Here is a 17,733-nt window from a genome sequence, read left to right as displayed (position 1 = left end):
CTCTACCGGCAACTACCATACCGCGTCCACCGCCGGCAAGGTACAACATTTCATTACGGATAAAGAGCACAGAATACAAAGCCCGTAACGATACAAAAGAAACGTCAGGAGATTTCGACAAAAACCTCCCGACGTTTTTTATCCATATTCCAGCCTCAACGATACGAATCGGCAAATTCTTTCGACACAGAATTGTTCACACTCTTGCACACATCCGCACTGAAATCCATTCCACAACGGATAATGGCATCCCAGTCCTCTTCACCCAACTCCGCCAGATCATCCCGACGGACACGGTACTTCAGCAATCCGTATACAACTCCTGCATTAAAATTATCACCGGCCCCTATCGTACTGACAGCTTTCAGAGGAGTAACCGGATAATCCTTGCATACATTTTTTGTACGCAGACGCACATCACCATCAGCATCCGTACAGATAAAGTTCGGACAATAGAAAGCTACATGATTCTGATAAACCTTGTCTGCATCCGGCTGGCGGAACATATTCTGAAAATCCTCCGTCGAACCTCTCAGAATATCTGTATACTCAAAATTTTCTATAATGGTAGGCATCAGCTTTATCGCCTCATTGACATGGGTACTGCGGAAATTCACATCATAATAAACAATGGCTCCCGCGTCACGCGCCTTGTCGAGCAACTCCTTTACCTTGTCGCGCAATACAGGCGTAACGGCAAAATACGATCCTATCATGATAATATCATCCCGCGAAACGTCGGGCATATTCACATCCAGCCTCTGCCGCGGATAATCCTTATAGAAAATATATTCAGCATCGTTGCGCTCATTAAGAAAAGCCAGTGACACAGGCGATTTCCCTTCCGGAAACACATTTACGTTCGCCGTATCTACTCCATTATCACGCATATTTGCCAGAATCATTTCTCCCACACGGTCATTCCCCGTTTCACTGATGAAGGTGACATTCTGCCCCATCCTTCCCAGCGAAATCATGGCATTATAGACCGATCCCCCCGGAACCGCAGCCTGCGGCTGTCCGTCACGGAACAGGATGTCAAGAATCGTTTCTCCAATACCGATAACCTTTCTCATAAGCCACCCTTTACATTATTTACTCAGCGCACGGGAACGTTCACCCAGATAGCCCCCATGATGACGTTTGCTATATTCTTCTATGGTAAATCCGGTCTGCTTCATAGTTTCCACCACCAGTATATCGCCGATAACCGTCATTACGGTAGTAGAAGTAGTAGGAGTCATGCCCAGCGGACACACCTCGTCCGGGTGTCCGGTAGCCAGACAAATATCGGCAGCCTCAGCAAGCGGACTGACAGGATTTCCGGTAATGACAATCTTTTTCAACGACGGATTCAGGCGATGAGCCAGATCGGTCAACTCCACTATCTCACGTGTCTTTCCAGAATTGGAAATCAGAAGCAGCAAATCGTTTTCCTGCAAAATACCCAGGTCGCCATGCTGCGCCTCACTCGGATGAAGAAATACGGCAGGGATGCCCGTAGAACAAAAAGTCGTGGCAATATTCATAGCAATCTGTCCTGCTTTGCCCATTCCGCTGGTTACCAGTTTACCCTTTTTGCGATGTACTTGCTCTACAATCAGTGCAACCGCTTTCTCGTATGCATCTGTTACGGGAATGTTCAATACAGCTTGCGCTTCGCGCTGCAACAGTTCGTGAATAGATGAAATCATATTAAGATGTATTTAGTAAATTAAGAATTCAATAATTGCTTCAGTTCGTCGAAAGTATTTGCTACAGCAAAGTAATTCTTCAGAGGACGATGTGCGAAATGCTGCGTTTCCAGTCCTCCGAGAAAATCGATAATTCCGTTCCAGAAACCGTTCACATTATAGAATATCACTTTCTTTTCATGATACCCTATAGTGGCCGAAGCCATAACATGAAAAATTTCATCCAATGTTCCCACGCCTCCGGGCAATGCAACAGCTACGTCGGCTTCCTGCAACATAATATCTTTCCGGTCGCTCAGATTGACAGCCCGAAACGTTACATCAAGCAGATCGCTTACCATCCCCCTCTCCTCAAGTTTAGTAGGAACTACGCCCATAATCATGGCACCATGCTCTTTTGCAGCGCGGGCAACGGCATCCATCAGTCCGGTATTCGAGCCGCCATAAATCAGCCACTTGCCGGTCTGCCCCAGCCAGGCTCCCACCTCCGCTGCTTTTTCAGCATAAACCGCATCAATGCGATCGGATGCAGAACAGAATATCGCAATTTTATTCATAATACTTTACGTTAAGCCACACTGCCTGTTTACACAGATACATGCAAAAATCTTATAGTTCAGCCTATACACAACTAAAAAATTTACCAGACAACTGATGCAACCGGCAGTGAGAGAATCAATATTCTTGCAAATATCCGTATTTTTTCAGTTACGACAATAAGTATTATTGTATTTTTGTATCGAAAATCGACTCAAAGAAAAAACTCATGCCATACAATACCTTTATTCTGCCCAACGGGTTACGCATTATACATACTCCAAGTACTACCAATGTTACTTATTGCGGATTCGCCGTCGATGCCGGTACACGCGACGAATATCCCGACGAGCAAGGTATGGCACATTTTGTGGAACACCTTATATTTAAAGGAACACGCAAGCGGCGTGCATGGCATATCCTGAACCGTATGGAAAATGTAGGAGGCGATTTGAATGCATATACTAATAAGGAGGAAACCGTCATATACAGCGCCTTCCTGAAAGAGCATTTTGCCCGTGCGGTAGAACTACTGACCGACATCGTATTCAGCAGTACCTTTCCCCAACAGGAAATAGCCAAAGAGGTAGAAGTCATAATCGATGAAATCCAAAGCTACGAAGACAGTCCGGCAGAACTAATATTCGACGACTTCGAAGAACTGATCTTTCCTGACCATCCCTTAGGACGCAACATTTTGGGGGAACCGGAACAATTGCGCCGTTTCGGCAGCCAGGATGCCCTCCGTTTTGTAGGGAGATACTATAAACCTACCAATATGGTCTTCTTTGTACAAGGCGACATAGATTTCAAGCGCATTGTACGAATCGTAGAAAAGGCGACAGCAGGAATTCCATTCTCAGAAGTAGAAGGCTACCAGCGGCAAGCTCCTCTGCCCTATCAGCCCCGACAACTCGTTTCACATAAAGATACCCATCAGGCACACGTCATGATTGGCGGACGAGGATATAACGCATACGATGAAAGACGCACAGGCCTTTACCTGCTCAACAACATATTGGGAGGTCCCGGCATGAACAGCCGGCTGAACGTATCGTTACGCGAGAAACGAGGACTGGTATATACGGTAGAATCGAACCTGACAGCTTATACAGACACCGGAACATTCTGTATCTATTTTGGCTGCGACCAGGAAGATGCCGACTATTGTACGGAGCTTGTACATAAGGAACTGAAAAAGTTATGCGACCATGCTCTGACCTCCACCCAACTACATGCTGCCAAAAAACAAATCATCGGACAAATCGGAGTGGCAAGCGACAATTTTGAAAACAATGCCCTCGATATGGCAAAATGCTTTCTCCACTACAAACGCTATGAAGAAAAAGAAGAAATATTTCAACGAATCGAAGCGCTTACTTCTTCTCAGTTGCTGCAAATCTCAAATGAAATGTTTTCCGAGAACTACCTGTCTACCTTAACATATAAATGAAATATCACAGCCCTATTTTTGTCGATTCATCAAAATAGTACATAATTTTAGACAAATCAAGAAATTTGACAAATAAAAATTTTTGCCATCCATACATATTTCATAAATTGGCCTCGTAATCAAAGTTAATAGATTCTATCTATTTATAAAGAATATTTATGGAGGACAATATTTCTGTACTTGAAATCACATCTGGAATATGCTGTATACTTACCGCTATATTCTTACATTATTCTGCCATTCCTAAGAATAACAATAAGAAAAATTACCAGAAAGGCTACATCTTGGTAGAAATAGCCTCTTTGATATTAGGGGTATCTGCCTTAACCTTTGCCTTGATGGGAGGCTACTTAAATATATATGGTAAAAGTTATTTCATCCAGCTCATCCTGCCGGTAGAAACGTTACTGGTATTTTGGATATTTGTATACCCACTTTATGAAAGGGAGAAGTTAAAAAATTTCCTCAGGCATCAGGTATTCTACACCTCTTTATTATGCACAGCCAACGTTATTTATATTTTTATGGCTGAAGGCAAACCTGGTGAATGGTTTTACTACATACTATTATCATGCTATATAATACAATTTATCTTTTATACAATCATTTACCTGCATATCGCCAAAATTTGGCTAAGAGGGAAAAGCATAGAAGCCGCAAACTTGAAGAAGTATCCCCTTCGGACATGGGCAGCAGCTTTTACAATAGGCGTAATGGGAATCATAGCCGAAATATACCCTAATTATATTTATTTACAAATATTCACCCTATGCTATACAGTATTCTTTATATCATTAGGCATCCAATATCACAACTATAGTGTAATAGCTCCCAGCGAGCCATCAGCCAGTAAAGAGTCAAGCTCTCCTACTATATCCGAGCCGCATCATCCAGAAGAGAAAAGGCACAGCCAGAACAACGACGTCATAAAAGAGAAGATAGCACTATGGAAAGAGAGTAAAGGATATTTAAAACTGGGCATCACGATTCAAGACCTAAGCCGTGAAATAGGTGTAAATCGTACATATTTGTCAAATTACATCAATGAAACCTATCAGACAAATTTCAACGGATGGGTTAACGACCTCCGCATAGAAGAAGCCAAGCAAAAAATTATACAATCACCCGACATAAATCTGAGCGACCTTGCCGAAATGGTAGGATTTGCCGACCAGGCGCATTTCAGCAAGCAATTCAAACTAAAAGAGGGCATTCCGCCTTCAGTTTGGAAGAAAGACCACCGCCCCCAAAAAGAAAAAAGTTAATTTTTACCTTTTTGTCAAAAAATACACAATTATATACAATTAGACAAGGAAGAGATTGGTTTTTAGGGATAGATTTGCACAATCAAATAAAAAGCGATAAAGAATAATAAAAGAACATTATCAATTATCATTCATTAATTAATTAAAAGTATGAAGAAAAAATTCTATGGAGCCCTTATGCTGGGAAGTGCACTTCTCGCGGGGGGAATGGTATCTTGTTCTGATTACGATGACGACATTGATAGCTTGAACAATCGTGTTGCAGCTGTTGAACAGACAGTAAAAGACCTTCAAGACAAAATCAATGCAGGAGCAGTAATCACAAAGGTCGAACCTACAGAAAATGGGGTTAAAGTAACATTGAGCAACAATGAAACTTTTGAGTTGCAAAATGGAGCTCCAGGTGCAGCTACAACTGTAGAAATCGGTAGCAATGGCAATTGGTTTATTAACGGAGTAGACACTGGCAAACCATCTAGAGGTGAAAAGGGCGATAAGGGAGATCAAGGTGACCCCGGACAAGCAGGAACATCAGCAACAGGCAAATACTACAAACCTGGAGAGAACGGATACTGGATTGAAGTAACTGTTGATGCAGAAGGTAAAGAAACAGAAAATGAAACAAGCACCAGCTGGATGCCAGAGGGTACAATGACAGCAGTATGGGATTCTGAAAATGGTAAATTGTTGGTAAGTAACGTTAAAGGCTATAATGGAATTCTAACCATTACTTTATCAACTGAATTAAAATCATTGGTTTTCCAACCTGAATTCTACTATCAAGGAATTGAAGCAATGGAAGCCAAGACTTTTAATTACACAGAAAAGAGTGTACAAAAAGTTAACGCAGATGATGACTTCTCAACAGATGCTCCCGTAGCAGGCAACGGTGTGGCAATGACTCCTGGATTAGTTGCTAAATACCACATGAATCCATCTTCTGCAAATTGGAAAGATATTAAATCTTTGAGCTATGTCAGTGATGATAAAAATTATACAAGAGCTAACGATGTTGTTAAAGCCAATGTATTCGATTGGGAAGGTGAAGAAGGTATTTTAACCGTACATTCTCAATTGACTGATGGTACTATCAAAGATATCAACAATGATCAAAAGGTTACTGTATTAGCATTGCAAGCTAACTATTCTGCAGGCGAAAAAGATACAATCATCACTTCTGATTATGCAGCCGTAAAAGCTACTAATTATAGAGATATGGTTTTAGCTCATGTAACAAACGGCGTATGTAATCATTTATATACCAGCGCACAAGAAGCTATTGGAAATGGTGCTAGTTATATTGTTGTATGGAATGATGAAGGATTAGATGTTGCAGAATTAATTCAGACTCATTATATAGATAACACAAATGCTCATGTCGCATGGGATAAAAATGCTACTGAGAAAACAGTTAATGACTATGGATTCAAATATAGCTATGAACTTGTAGGTTATCATGTAGGAGATAATAAAACATCAGAAAGTGCTCATGCTGTTATGAAAGGTTCTCTTCTGAAGCCATGTATGCCTGTAGACGGTAAACAGCCAACATGGGATGCAGCTCAGCAAAACAAAGCAGAAAAGGGTCGTGAGCCATTGGTACGTGTTATTTTGACAGATACTGTAAGCAATAAAATTGCTGCTGTAGGATATGTCAAATTCAGAATTGTTGAAAAAGAAACTCCTGCACAAAGTGAGGTTATCTTGACTCCGTCATTCGGATTTACCGATGGATATACTGTAGATTGTACAGAAACGGAAAAGACATTGAAGATTGAATGGCATGACTTCGAAGAAGATATTCTTGCACAACTTGAAAAGCAAGGAATTTCTAAAGAAGACTTCCACACTAACTTCAAGTTGAATGGTGGCAACGATGACGCAACTCAGTATGATGGTAAGCTTGCTACATCAATGCCTACTTCTAAGAAAGGTACTGTAAAACAAACCATTACAGATTATAACGATGAAGAAACTGAGATTATCACTTGGACTCTGAAGAACAATGAAGCTTATCAGTTATTCAAGAATAATGCATCTATTTCTGTAAACGTTCGTTATAGCAAAGAAGTTAGTACGGGTATTTATCAGTACGTTTATGTTACTTTGACATGGACACCTAATCCACGTAACGTACAGCCAGCTGGTACTTTAGAAAACTCTGATAAGATTAAGAATTATTGGTATGCATATAATTCAGCAACTCCAGGTAGCGGATACAGTGATATCCACGCAAATGTTGAAACTGTAGGCGAAACAAATGCTGATGATGATTTCAAATCAGATATTTTGAATACATTCGATGGCAATGATGTAACTGTTTCAGGTGTCAATGCAGTATATACAGCATTCCAAGATGCTAACTTAACCAAAACATTTACATTTGTTGATCCACAAAGTACAGATATGACTCCTGTAAAAGGTAATTCAGGTACTATGTACGATATTACAGTTGGTGATAATGGAACAACATTATATGCAAACGTAGTTAACAATCCTCTTGTAAAACAGGCTGTAGTTAAGATCAATGGTTCTATTTTGGAATATCAAGGCAAAGATAATGAAACTCTATATTCGTTTGCTAGAGATATTTTGAATGCAGCAGATCATGCACAATTCGTGGCTAACAATGAAGGCAAGAAAACATTTACAGCACAAATTCAGATTAATGCTGAAAACTGTAGTTATGTTCCATTTGAACTTGAAAACAATGAATTCTTTGCTAAGTTCTTACGTCCGATTACTATCAGTGACCCACATGAAACAAACTTTGTGGACGCTACAACAGGTGGTGCTAAAGCTGATTTGAAATTGACATTTGTAGACTGGCGTGATCATAACTTTGATAACACATCTGTTACTAAAGGTCAGAACTATTATAAATACTATGATGTTGAATCAATCGCACAGAATGGTGATATTATGACTGACTTAAACGGAACAACAGGTGTATTTGACAGAAAGTTAAGTGATGTAACAGGAAATGTTAAATTCACATTTACAGCTCCAACAAAATCTGAAATCCAAAATGGTAATGGTATCGTAAATCACTACTTCGGAACATTAAACTATGAAAATAATGGTACAACTGTAGGTGATTTCCAGATTAAAGTTCCATTTGATGTTACATACGATTGGGGTACAATCCGTGTATATGTAGTATGTAAGATTTCTCAGACTGAAGCTAACTAAGCATAAAGCCTAGAATTCTATAAATAATTAAAGTAAGGGGCTCAAAGCCCCTTACTTTTTATATTCAAAAGACAAAAAAATGAAAAGATTAAATATCATTGCAATAGCAATTTGCCTATTAAGTTTTTTCTCATGTCAATCAACTGATAAGAATCAGCAAAAAGATTCAGATACAACCGAACTAAACAATTTTGTAAGTGGGCTCGTAAAAGAAGATACAACAGCAGTCGAAAAGTTGGTAAATACTTATATGACTTATGCTCAAAACAAACAATACGCTGAAGCCGCTGCAATGCTCTTTAAACCAGATACAGCAGATATATGGAATGAACCTATACCTTTAGATAATGATGAAATGGAGAGTGTAAAGGCTGTACTTAAACGTTTCCCTGTCCAAAGTTATAAAATCACAGAAATGAAATTTAGAACAGCGGTAGATAACGAGATAAGATGTTCGTTCGTCATGAATGAATCATCAAACGTAACAAGCAGTTGGACATTCAGAGCTATGAATTATTTAGGGGGTTGGAGACTCTGCTTAATGAAATGATCCTTATATTATAGCGATAATATAAATCTCTCATAAACTATATTATATTTATGCCAATGATTTAACATTTTAAATATTTACACTATGCATTGGAATAACCTTTTAACAGCATTTGTAATTGGACTTATACCAATTTCCGCTTACTCACAAGCGACACAATCTACAACAGAAGGAAAGACAGAGTTTGTTCCTCACTGGTTCATGCAAGTACAAGCCGGTGCCGCACACACACGTGGTGAAGCTAAATTCGGAGATTTAATCTCGCCAGCTGGTGCTATCTACGGCGGCTACCAGTTTACACCGCTTTGGGGACTGCGTGCTGGAATAAGTGGTTGGCAGGCTAAAGGAGGATGGGCTGCCGGCAATCAACATTACAAGTACAATTACTTGCAGGGTAACGTAGATGCGACACTGGATTTAAGTAATCTGTTCTGCCACTATAATCCTGACCGTTTCTTCAATGCTTATATGTTTGTGGGAGTAGGTCTGAACGGAGCTTTCAACAATGACGAAGCTGTAGCATTGGCTAACAAAGGCTATGACTTACGTTACCTGTGGACAGATAACAAAATAAGTCCGGTAGGAAGAGCTGGTCTAGGCACTAATCTGCGACTGACTTCGAACTTGTTCTTTAACATCGAAGTGAACGCAAATGTGTTGTCGGATAAATTCAACTCAAAGAAGGCAGGAAATGCGGACTGGCAGTTTAATGCACTTGCCGGATTTACCATTAAATTCGGAAAGACTTCCCGTAAGACAGAACCTGTATATTATGAACCGACTCCACAACCGGCTCCTGTTGTAAAAGAAGAGCCGAAGCCTGTACAACAGCCTGCTCCGGTAAAACAAGAAAAAATCAACCTGACAGAAAATGTCTTCTTCACTATCAACTCGTCAAAGATTCGGACAGCAGAAGAACAGAAGATTGAAAAACTGGCAGAATTCATGAAGAATCATGCGGACTGCAAAGTTACGATCTGCGGATATGCCGACAAGCAGACCGGTAATGCAAATATTAACATGAACCTTTCTAAGAAACGTGCTGAAGCCGTTGCTGCCCAACTGAAAGAAAAAGGCATCGACAGCCAGCGTATCACTGTTGATTACAAAGGTGACACTGTACAGCCATTTAGCACGGCCGAAGAAAACCGTGTGACAATCTGTATAGCAGAATAACAGAACCCTTTAATTCTTCATAACACGAAAAGGAGTGTCGCTCTCTCTTCCCCCTGAGAGGTGTTGACACTCCTTTATTTTTTTCATATAGCCCCGCTTTTTACACGTAAAGAATACTTCAACCCGGGGAGAGCAACCTTATTTACACGGCAACAGAACATACGCGATTGTTTTTCCCGGAAAAATTAGTACCTTTGCCCGAGAAAGTATCTAATAACAAACGCACTAAGCTATACACATGAAAATAGAAGATAAACTGACTGCCTCCGTCATCAACGGGGTAAAAGAATTGTACGGTGCAGAAGTTCCTGCTAAAATGGTACAATTGCAGAAAACCAAAAAAGAGTTTGAAGGTCATCTTACGCTCGTGGTTTTCCCTTTTCTGAAAATGTCGAAGAAAGGTCCGGAACAGACTGCTCAGGAAATCGGTGAATATCTGAAACAGAATGAACCGGCTATCGCAAGCTATAATGTAATCAAAGGATTCTTGAACCTGACTATTGCATCGGATGTATGGGTGGAACTGTTGAACCGTATTCACGCTGATGCACAATGGGGAATACAGAAAGCTGCCGACAATGCACCGCTGGTAATGATTGAATATTCTTCTCCCAATACAAATAAACCGCTCCATCTGGGCCATGTCCGCAATAACCTGCTGGGTAATGCACTTGCCAATATCATGGCTGCCAACGGCAATAAGGTTGTGAAGACTAATATCGTAAACGACCGAGGCATTCATATCTGCAAATCAATGTTGGCTTGGTTGAAATATGGTAATGGCGAAACGCCTGAATCATCGGGCAAGAAGGGTGATCACTTGATTGGTGATTATTACGTGGCTTTCGACAAGCATTATAAAGCTGAAGTAGCCGAACTGATGGAAAAAGGGTTGAGCAAGGAGGAAGCCGAGGCTCAGTCACCTTTGATGCAAGAAGCTCGCGAAATGCTTCGTAAATGGGAAGCAAATGATCCTGAAATCCGTGCGTTGTGGAAGAAAATGAACGACTGGGTTTATGCGGGATTCGATGAAACATATAAAATGATGGGCGTCAGCTTCGACAAGATATACTACGAATCAGAAACTTATCTGGAAGGAAAGAAAAAGGTTCTGGAAGGGCTCGAAAAAGGTCTTTTCTACCGCAAGGAAGATGGTTCTGTATGGGCTGATCTGACTCCGGAAGGACTGGATCATAAATTGTTGCTGCGTGGCGACGGTACTTCTGTATATATGACTCAGGATATCGGTACTGCCAAACTCCGTTTCCAGGATTTTCCTATCAACAAAATGATTTATGTAGTAGGAAACGAACAGAATTATCACTTCCAGGTACTTTCTATTCTGCTCGACAAGCTGGGATTCGAATGGGGCAAGGATCTGGTTCACTTCTCTTACGGTATGGTAGAATTGCCTGAAGGTAAGATGAAGAGCCGTGAAGGTACGGTTGTTGATGCCGACGACCTGATGGAGGCTATGATAGAAACAGCTAAGGAAACCAGCAGTGAACTGGGCAAACTGGACGGACTGACTCAGGAAGAGGCAAACAACATCGCACGTATTGTCGGTCTGGGTGCTTTGAAGTACTTCATCCTGAAAGTGGATGCACGCAAGAACATGACGTTCAACCCGAAAGAATCTATCGACTTCAACGGTAATACAGGACCGTTTATCCAGTATACTTACGCTCGTATCCAGTCTATCTTGCGTAAAGCTGCAGAAGCTGGTATCACCATCCCTGCTGTAATTCCAACAGGTGTGGAACTGAGTACCAAAGAAGAAGGATTGATTCAGATGCTTGCCGATTTTACAAACGTAGTACGTCAGGCCGGCAGTGATTATAATCCGTCTATTCTTGCAAACTATGCATACGAACTGGTAAAGGAATATAATCAGTTCTACCACGATTTCAGCATTCTGCGTGAAGAAAATGAGGCACTGAAGGTATTCCGTCTTGCCTTGAGCCAGAATGTGGGAAAAGTAGTTAAGCTGGCAATGGGACTGCTCGGTATTGAGGTTCCAGAACGTATGTAATCAAAATACAAAATAAATATAGTATTTCATAATTCACCACGGATTATACAGGCTTTGCACGCTATGTGTAAGAATCTGCGTAATCTGTGGTGAATTGGTTTATAACGTATCCTTTATTGACAAGTTATGGCAAAGCAGCAGAAATTTTATGTAGTATGGAAAGGTGTGGAACCAGGAATATATTCTTCGTGGACCGACTGCCAGCTGCAAATCAAGAATTACAAGGGGGCTATATATAAGTCTTTCTCTACCCGTGAAGAAGCAGAGCATGCCTTTGCCACGCCGGCACATCATTTTCTGAAAGGAAGTCATTCGCAAACAAAAGAAACATCTGAGAAGAAGATTCCCGAGAACTTCGATCTTAATTGCCTCGCCGTAGATGCGGCTTGTAGTGGAAATCCTGGACCAATGGAATATAGAGGCGTGTATTTGCTGACCGGACAGGAAATATTTCATTTCGGACCGATGTATGGGACAAATAATATCGGAGAGTTTCTTGCTATCGTACACGGACTGGCTTTGATGAAACAAAAGGGAATCAATATGCCTATCTATTCCGATAGCCGCAATGCCCTGAACTGGGTAAAACAGAAAAAATGTAAAACGAAACTGGAACGTACGGAGAAAACGGAAGCATTATTCCAGCTCATAGAACGGGCAGAAAAGTGGCTGAATGAAAATCAGTATACCACTCCTCTGCGTAAATGGGAAACTGATGTGTGGGGAGAAGTTCCGGCTGATTTCGGCAGAAAATAACTTTCTGCCTGCCTAATACACTTCACCAACCGCACAAACAAGTCTGTTAGCGCCCCAGATAACGGGCATATCGGGGATAGTTTCTCCGCAACAGTCTCAAAAATTTTCTCCAGAACTTCTGACTAAGCAAGAAGAACAAAAAGATAGTTCCGACAATACACACTGCGCCAAACAACTCTTTCAGGCTCGTCAAAAGGGTCTGACGGGTTACTTCGGCATAAAGTTGCTGGATAGATACATCGGGCATCCATTCTTTTACCAAATCCATTTTACGGCTTAACAAGCCGATATTATCCTGCTGCATATATTTGAGCCAGCGGTTCAGGATAGCTGTGCCTAAGGGCGTGGCAATACTGGTACGAATAAAGCTCAACACGCATAGTCCCTGAAAGAAATGCTTGAATGGAACTGTCTTGGCTACATAAATAGTCAGTGAAATATAAAGTATCCCATGCCCTAACCCTTTCAAGAAATTAGGTATGTAAAAACTCTCTATATTCAGATTGGGATCAATCAGAAAATACATGTAATACTGATAGACTACTATTAATATAAAGCCAACGGTTATCAGCAGTTTATATCCTTTCCGCAGAACAACCTGACGGTAAAAAACGACTCCCGCACCAGCCAATATGCCGATAAACACACACCAGTTGATGGATACAGCATTCAATGTATCGTACTTCAGGATGGAGCTCATAAACATTTCCTGCAAAACGGATGAGGTCGTAAGAAACAGACACAGCATCAGGAAAAGAAAAAGAATGGTCGGGAAATGACGGTACTTGAATACGTGAGGGTCTATATAAGGATGACGAAGGGTAGTCATGCGGTTGATATTTATCAGTATCGACACCACTGCCAGCACAATACAAGCGCGAATCAGTGAACTGTCCAGCCAGTCGTAATATTCGCCGTAGATACAGACAAACACGATGGAAAACAATACAACTCCCCACAGAACACCTCCTAACCAGTCTATACCGTATAAAGGCAATTTTTTTCCGGGACGGAAAGGACGAGTCAGAAAGTATACGAAAAACCATACCACAGCCAGCAGACCAATGACCAGCCAGTGCATGTACTGCCAGTTCGCCCAGTCGCTGATGTGCGTAGCTACAAGCCCGGAAAGCTGGATACTTTCAAGAACGATAATATAAATAACCGGATAGAAAACAGAAAAATTTCCCGAAGGGGTTACACTCAAACGAATATTCGAGAAGCACTCAAAGGTACCCCACATACGGAAAAATCCTGAGATAAAACACGTCACGACCAGTACAAATATGTTTTCGGCATGCATTGTCACCAGATTACAACAGATAAGTACCGGGCATACTGTCAAAAAGATACGGCGGGTAGTAAAACGAAACTTCAGACGAAACAGGATAGGAAAAATAAGCGTCATCCCAATAAAGGAAGCATATCCTGCCATCATAACATCTTCCTTAAGACACCCCAGTGCACTTGACATCTGCACTGAAGTGGGAAGAAACACTCCCCCGTTGAACTGAAAGACCAATGCAAAAAACATGGAAAGAAATACACACAACGAGGTTGGAAGGTATTCTTTAAAATACAAAATTCTTGGGCGCTGTTCTGCTGCCATATTATTCTCCTTACTGTAGTTTTACGTAACACTCTACGTTCATACCTGCACGCAGACGGTTCAGGTTCTCTTTGCTGTTATTTTCGGTAAATTCTATACGGACCGGTATTCGCTGCTCTACCTTTACAAAGTTTCCGGCCGAATTATCCTGAGGTATCAACGAATAAAAAGAGCCGGTAGCATCTGAAATGGAAACAATGCGTCCTTCGTACGTAACTCCCGGAATGGCATCTACATTCATTTCTACCCGCTGTCCTTGCTTCATATCGGTAGTCTGCGTTTCCTTATAATTGGCTATTACCCATTTTTCTGTACCGTCTACCAGGGTAACCAATGTTTGTCCCGACTGGACCAGTTCGCCCTCGTGAATATTCTTACGACCGGTTACGCCATCGGCTGTAGCACATATTACGGTATACGACAGATTCAGCTTGGCAAGATTTAAAGCAGCCTCGGCCAACTTAATATCCGATTCATTTTGCTCCAGACGCTGGGTCTGCTCCTGCTTAACAAGCTCAGACGATTCTTTCTGACGTACCAACTGTTCGTATTTGGCCTTGGTAGCAGCATAATCAGTCTTTACACGGTCAAACTGCTGGGGAGTCACAGCCTCTTCCTTCATCAGTTCGGCATAACGCTTGTAATCGGTTTCTGCATTCTGAAGGCGGACACGCTGTTCTTCGATAGCAGCCTCGGTAACGTAAATATTACTTTGCGTTGTATTGATGGTAGTATGCATGGCACTTTTTCCTGCCAGTGCATTCTGATAATCAGCCTCAGCCTGAGCGACCTTCAACAGATATTCTGTATTTTCTATCACAACCAGAGTGTCCCCCTTCTTTACAGACTGGTATTCTTCGAAATAGATTTTCTTAATGAAACCTTGTACGCGGGTATTGATCGGACTTAAATGCTGTTTGACTTGCGCATTATCTGTATATTCCACATCGCCCAGATGAATAAACTTGCCACCTACCCAGCTGATTCCTCCCGCCAATACCAATGCAATAAAAAAATTCGGGATAGCTCTTTTCTTATTTTTTATCATAATGTCTTCTTTATTTATTATTAGCCTTATCAGAGATTTCCAGTCAGTTTTTTCAATAAGTAATACTGGTATAAAATACCTATCTGGTAGTTTGCCAGCTGCAATTCCATATCCAATTGCGTATTGCTGGCATCCAGCATGTCGGTTATCAGCGCCAGTCCGTTCACATATCGCTGACGTACGATATTAAAGTTTTCATGTGCCAACTGCACACTCTTTTTCTGCGTACGCAAACGGATGTATGCCTCGTTCAGATTAACGTAGGCTGCATGGATATCGTTTTCGGCTTCTTCTTCCGCCAGTCTGCGCGCCTGTTCCATCTTGCGGGTAGATATCTGTGCCTGCTTCAGCTTTTTCTTGCTTTTGAATAAGGCATCGATATTATACGAAATACCTACACCGGCATACCAGTAAGTAAAATTATTGTTCAATGGAGGTACTTCTACCAGGATAGGACCGCTAAAATCGTTTGCTGCAACCAGACTGATCTTCGGTCTTCGCTCGGCACGTATCAGTTCCAGCTTATTCTTTTCCTGACTGATTTTCACATCTGCCAGCTTGAGAGAAGGTGTGTGAGGGATTTCCTGCAACCAGTCGGCTTCTTCCCGGTGTTCGACATTGATTTTGAACAATTCGGTTGTATCGGGGAGAATCAGTACACCAGGCTCCAGACCGATAGCCGTTGCCAACTTATGACTCAGCACATCAATCTTGTCCTTAACGGAAGTCAATGAAAGTTCCAGGCTTTGAAGCTGAAGCTCGTAACGAGTAATATCGCTTTTCAATGCTGTTCCCTGACGATAAGATGCTCTCATATCCTTTACCAGCAAACGAGTTTGTGAAATATTACTTTCATACACACGTTTCTGATTGTTCAACTGGAAAAGATCCAGGTAATATCCTGCCAGAAGGAAACGGATGTCCTGACGATTACCTGCATATTCCAGTTCTGCCTGCCGTTGCTGCAACTTGCTCCGCTCGATCCCTTTCGTTATCGCTCCTCCGGCATAAACTACCTGACTTGCCTTTACGACAAAAGAATTGCCGAAATGAGGCATATCAGCATGTACAGCATCGGAAAAATCTCTGTCGGTCATCACTCCATCGCCGATGTACTTAAAATCCATCTGCGCCTGAATAGACGGCAAGCGATCGTTGCAAGCTACTTTTACTGCCTGTTCCGCTTCAGATACTGCCAAATCGTACAACCGAATGCTCTTGTTGTGCTGATCGGCCAGTTGAAACATTTCATCGACTGTCAATAAACGAGTCTGGGCTGACACACTCCCCAATAAACCTAAAAAAACAACACTAACTAATAATACCTTTTTTATCATATACTTGTTTAGCCTTTATGCAACTGATGCCAGATTAATAAATTCTCATTCCTGCATCTGGTCCACGACAAGAGAAACACTATTCTCTTAATCCTAAAAACTTACCTATATTTTTTGTCATGCAAAATTAAGCTTTTATTTTTGCTCCGAATTTGCACATTACGCAACAATATTACCAATATACGCCAAAAGTAAACCATGAATACAGAACAGCAGGAATACATCTCGTTGATCAAACGTTCCACACAAGATGATATTCTCATCAAAAGAACCGGATGGGAAGAAATCAACCTGCTGGAGCACGCCCATAAAAAATTCCAGATTATCTACACTTTATCTGGCACGCTGCATGTGGAAACTGAAGGCGCCAACTATTTCGTTCCCGAAAAACACATTGCATGGATTCCAGAAAACGCCAGCCATAAGCTATCCAGCAACAGCCGACAAGTTTCACTCATCATCTTCTACATAAGTTTGAATGTGACACCCGACGACTGCAAAAGCCGTTTTTCAATATACAGTACCAATACCATTATCGCAGAGAACCTGAAGTTTATTGCCTCAAAAGGAAAACTGATTACTCGTAGCGAACAGAGTGATCTATATAATTTTACACTAAGCTTCTTCAGCCTGCTTCCACAAATGACTCCCGGAGCAGATGTATTGCTGAAAACGCTTGTCATACCCAACGACTCCCGGCTTCATCCTATACTGGACTACATCATGGATCACATGCATGAAGAATTGAATATGGAACAGATTGCTTCACAATATAACCTGTCAGTACGTAACTTGAGCAGGCTGTTTCATACATCGGGCATCCACTTCAGCAGCTATGTAAACCACCTTCGCATTACACGTGCCATCGAACTGCTGACTGACGGAGAATACACAGTACAGGAAATTGCCTATAAAGTAGGTTTCAATACACCCAATAATTTCAACAGGGTATTCAAACAAATCACAGGAAAGTCGCCCAAAGCATATATCACAGGGGTCTGAAAAAACAAATATAGTGAAAAGCCGGGGTACAAATCTGAAGAAGGCTTAGTCGGCAAGCCAAAAATATGTATCTTTGCAACTT

14 protein-coding genes are annotated in these 17,733 nt (G+C 41.4%); 8 read left to right on the top strand and 6 right to left on the bottom strand.

What is annotated here, in order from left to right:
- Window positions 1-155: 155 nt before the first annotated feature.
- From WKT12_RS03760 to WKT12_RS03750, 3 genes are read right to left on the bottom strand one after another with little or no spacing between them, the layout of a single operon-like run.
- Window positions 156-1,076, bottom strand: coding sequence for a carbohydrate kinase family protein (locus tag WKT12_RS03760; RefSeq protein WP_340318819.1), 921 nt, complete (start codon window positions 1,074-1,076; stop codon window positions 156-158).
- A 15-nt stretch (window positions 1,077-1,091) separates the two neighbouring features.
- The gene (locus tag WKT12_RS03755; protein ID WP_340318818.1) at window positions 1,092-1,694 is read right to left on the bottom strand and encodes an SIS domain-containing protein; all 603 of its coding nucleotides are present in this window, start codon (window positions 1,692-1,694) and stop codon (window positions 1,092-1,094) included.
- Between the two features lie 20 nt (window positions 1,695-1,714).
- Window positions 1,715-2,251, bottom strand: coding sequence for an LOG family protein (locus WKT12_RS03750; protein ID WP_340318817.1), 537 nt, complete (start codon window positions 2,249-2,251; stop codon window positions 1,715-1,717).
- 209 nt (window positions 2,252-2,460) lie between these two features.
- Between WKT12_RS03750 and WKT12_RS03745 the strand changes: the two genes are divergently transcribed.
- The 7 genes from WKT12_RS03745 (at window position 2,461) to WKT12_RS03715 (ending at window position 12,655) form a co-directional block, all read left to right on the top strand.
- Window positions 2,461-3,684: a M16 family metallopeptidase gene (locus tag WKT12_RS03745; protein ID WP_340318816.1), complete on the top strand. Its 1,224-nt coding sequence runs from the start codon at window positions 2,461-2,463 to the stop codon at window positions 3,682-3,684.
- 158 nt (window positions 3,685-3,842) lie between these two features.
- Window positions 3,843-4,949 carry a helix-turn-helix domain-containing protein gene (locus WKT12_RS03740; RefSeq protein ID WP_340318815.1) on the top strand — a complete coding sequence of 369 codons (1,107 nt, stop codon included), beginning with the start codon at window positions 3,843-3,845 and terminating at the stop codon, window positions 4,947-4,949.
- Between the two features lie 150 nt (window positions 4,950-5,099).
- The gene (locus tag WKT12_RS03735) at window positions 5,100-8,141 is read left to right on the top strand and encodes a PL29 family lyase N-terminal domain-containing protein (RefSeq protein ID WP_340318814.1); all 3,042 of its coding nucleotides are present in this window, start codon (window positions 5,100-5,102) and stop codon (window positions 8,139-8,141) included.
- A 79-nt stretch (window positions 8,142-8,220) separates the two neighbouring features.
- Window positions 8,221-8,691 carry a hypothetical protein gene (locus WKT12_RS03730; RefSeq protein ID WP_340318813.1) on the top strand — a complete coding sequence of 157 codons (471 nt, stop codon included), beginning with the start codon at window positions 8,221-8,223 and terminating at the stop codon, window positions 8,689-8,691.
- A gap of 84 nt (window positions 8,692-8,775) precedes the next feature.
- Complete coding sequence (locus tag WKT12_RS03725; RefSeq protein WP_340318812.1) at window positions 8,776-9,867, top strand: OmpA family protein; 1,092 nt, start codon at window positions 8,776-8,778, stop codon at window positions 9,865-9,867.
- Between the two features lie 238 nt (window positions 9,868-10,105).
- A complete protein-coding gene (gene argS / locus WKT12_RS03720) occupies window positions 10,106-11,899 on the top strand; it encodes an arginine--tRNA ligase (protein ID WP_340318811.1) in 1,794 nt (597 codons plus the stop codon).
- Window positions 11,900-12,025: 126 nt separating this feature from the next.
- The gene (locus tag WKT12_RS03715; RefSeq protein ID WP_340318810.1) at window positions 12,026-12,655 is read left to right on the top strand and encodes a ribonuclease H family protein; all 630 of its coding nucleotides are present in this window, start codon (window positions 12,026-12,028) and stop codon (window positions 12,653-12,655) included.
- Window positions 12,656-12,701: 46 nt separating this feature from the next.
- Here the strand turns inward: WKT12_RS03715 and WKT12_RS03710 are convergent, their stop codons facing one another.
- Genes WKT12_RS03710 through WKT12_RS03700 form a run of 3 tightly spaced genes read right to left on the bottom strand, consistent with a single transcriptional unit; the run spans window position 12,702 to window position 16,649 of the window.
- The gene (locus WKT12_RS03710; RefSeq protein ID WP_340318809.1) at window positions 12,702-14,264 is read right to left on the bottom strand and encodes a hypothetical protein; all 1,563 of its coding nucleotides are present in this window, start codon (window positions 14,262-14,264) and stop codon (window positions 12,702-12,704) included.
- 10 nt (window positions 14,265-14,274) lie between these two features.
- Window positions 14,275-15,312: an HlyD family secretion protein gene (locus tag WKT12_RS03705; protein ID WP_021970696.1), complete on the bottom strand. Its 1,038-nt coding sequence runs from the start codon at window positions 15,310-15,312 to the stop codon at window positions 14,275-14,277.
- A 29-nt stretch (window positions 15,313-15,341) separates the two neighbouring features.
- Window positions 15,342-16,649, bottom strand: a complete 1,308-nt coding sequence (locus WKT12_RS03700) for a TolC family protein (protein ID WP_021970695.1) — start codon at window positions 16,647-16,649, stop codon at window positions 15,342-15,344.
- A 198-nt stretch (window positions 16,650-16,847) separates the two neighbouring features.
- Here WKT12_RS03700 and WKT12_RS03695 point away from each other — a divergent pair, with 198 nt between their 5' ends.
- Entirely contained in the window at window positions 16,848-17,651 is an 804-nt protein-coding gene (locus WKT12_RS03695) for an AraC family transcriptional regulator (protein ID WP_340318808.1), read from the top strand.
- Window positions 17,652-17,733 lie beyond the last annotated feature (82 nt).

Origin of the sequence: Phocaeicola sp. HCN-6420 (genome assembly GCF_037890145.1) — a bacterium.
In the GTDB taxonomy this organism is placed as follows: domain Bacteria; phylum Bacteroidota; class Bacteroidia; order Bacteroidales; family Bacteroidaceae; genus Phocaeicola.
Note: the sequence above shows the minus strand (reverse complement) of the source record. Positions and strands in the feature narration are given on the sequence as shown.

What these genes read in the sequence shown, in the direction of transcription:
- WKT12_RS03735 (WP_340318814.1), top strand. Translation starts at nt 5,100, where the DNA reads ATGAAGAAAAAATTCTATGGAGCCCTTATGCTGGGAAGTGCACTTCTC.
- WKT12_RS03695 (WP_340318808.1), top strand. Translation starts at nt 16,848, where the DNA reads ATGAATACAGAACAGCAGGAATACATCTCGTTGATCAAACGTTCCACA.
- WKT12_RS03730 (WP_340318813.1), top strand. Translation starts at nt 8,221, where the DNA reads ATGAAAAGATTAAATATCATTGCAATAGCAATTTGCCTATTAAGTTTT.
- WKT12_RS03745 (WP_340318816.1), top strand. Translation starts at nt 2,461, where the DNA reads ATGCCATACAATACCTTTATTCTGCCCAACGGGTTACGCATTATACAT.
- WKT12_RS03715 (WP_340318810.1), top strand. Translation starts at nt 12,026, where the DNA reads ATGGCAAAGCAGCAGAAATTTTATGTAGTATGGAAAGGTGTGGAACCA.
- WKT12_RS03760 (WP_340318819.1), bottom strand. Translation starts at nt 1,076, where the DNA reads ATGAGAAAGGTTATCGGTATTGGAGAAACGATTCTTGACATCCTGTTC.
- WKT12_RS03705 (WP_021970696.1), bottom strand. Translation starts at nt 15,312, where the DNA reads ATGATAAAAAATAAGAAAAGAGCTATCCCGAATTTTTTTATTGCATTG.
- WKT12_RS03700 (WP_021970695.1), bottom strand. Translation starts at nt 16,649, where the DNA reads ATGATAAAAAAGGTATTATTAGTTAGTGTTGTTTTTTTAGGTTTATTG.
- WKT12_RS03725 (WP_340318812.1), top strand. Translation starts at nt 8,776, where the DNA reads ATGCATTGGAATAACCTTTTAACAGCATTTGTAATTGGACTTATACCA.
- WKT12_RS03740 (WP_340318815.1), top strand. Translation starts at nt 3,843, where the DNA reads ATGGAGGACAATATTTCTGTACTTGAAATCACATCTGGAATATGCTGT.
- WKT12_RS03750 (WP_340318817.1), bottom strand. Translation starts at nt 2,251, where the DNA reads ATGAATAAAATTGCGATATTCTGTTCTGCATCCGATCGCATTGATGCG.
- argS (WP_340318811.1), top strand. Translation starts at nt 10,106, where the DNA reads ATGAAAATAGAAGATAAACTGACTGCCTCCGTCATCAACGGGGTAAAA.
- WKT12_RS03755 (WP_340318818.1), bottom strand. Translation starts at nt 1,694, where the DNA reads ATGATTTCATCTATTCACGAACTGTTGCAGCGCGAAGCGCAAGCTGTA.
- WKT12_RS03710 (WP_340318809.1), bottom strand. Translation starts at nt 14,264, where the DNA reads ATGGCAGCAGAACAGCGCCCAAGAATTTTGTATTTTAAAGAATACCTT.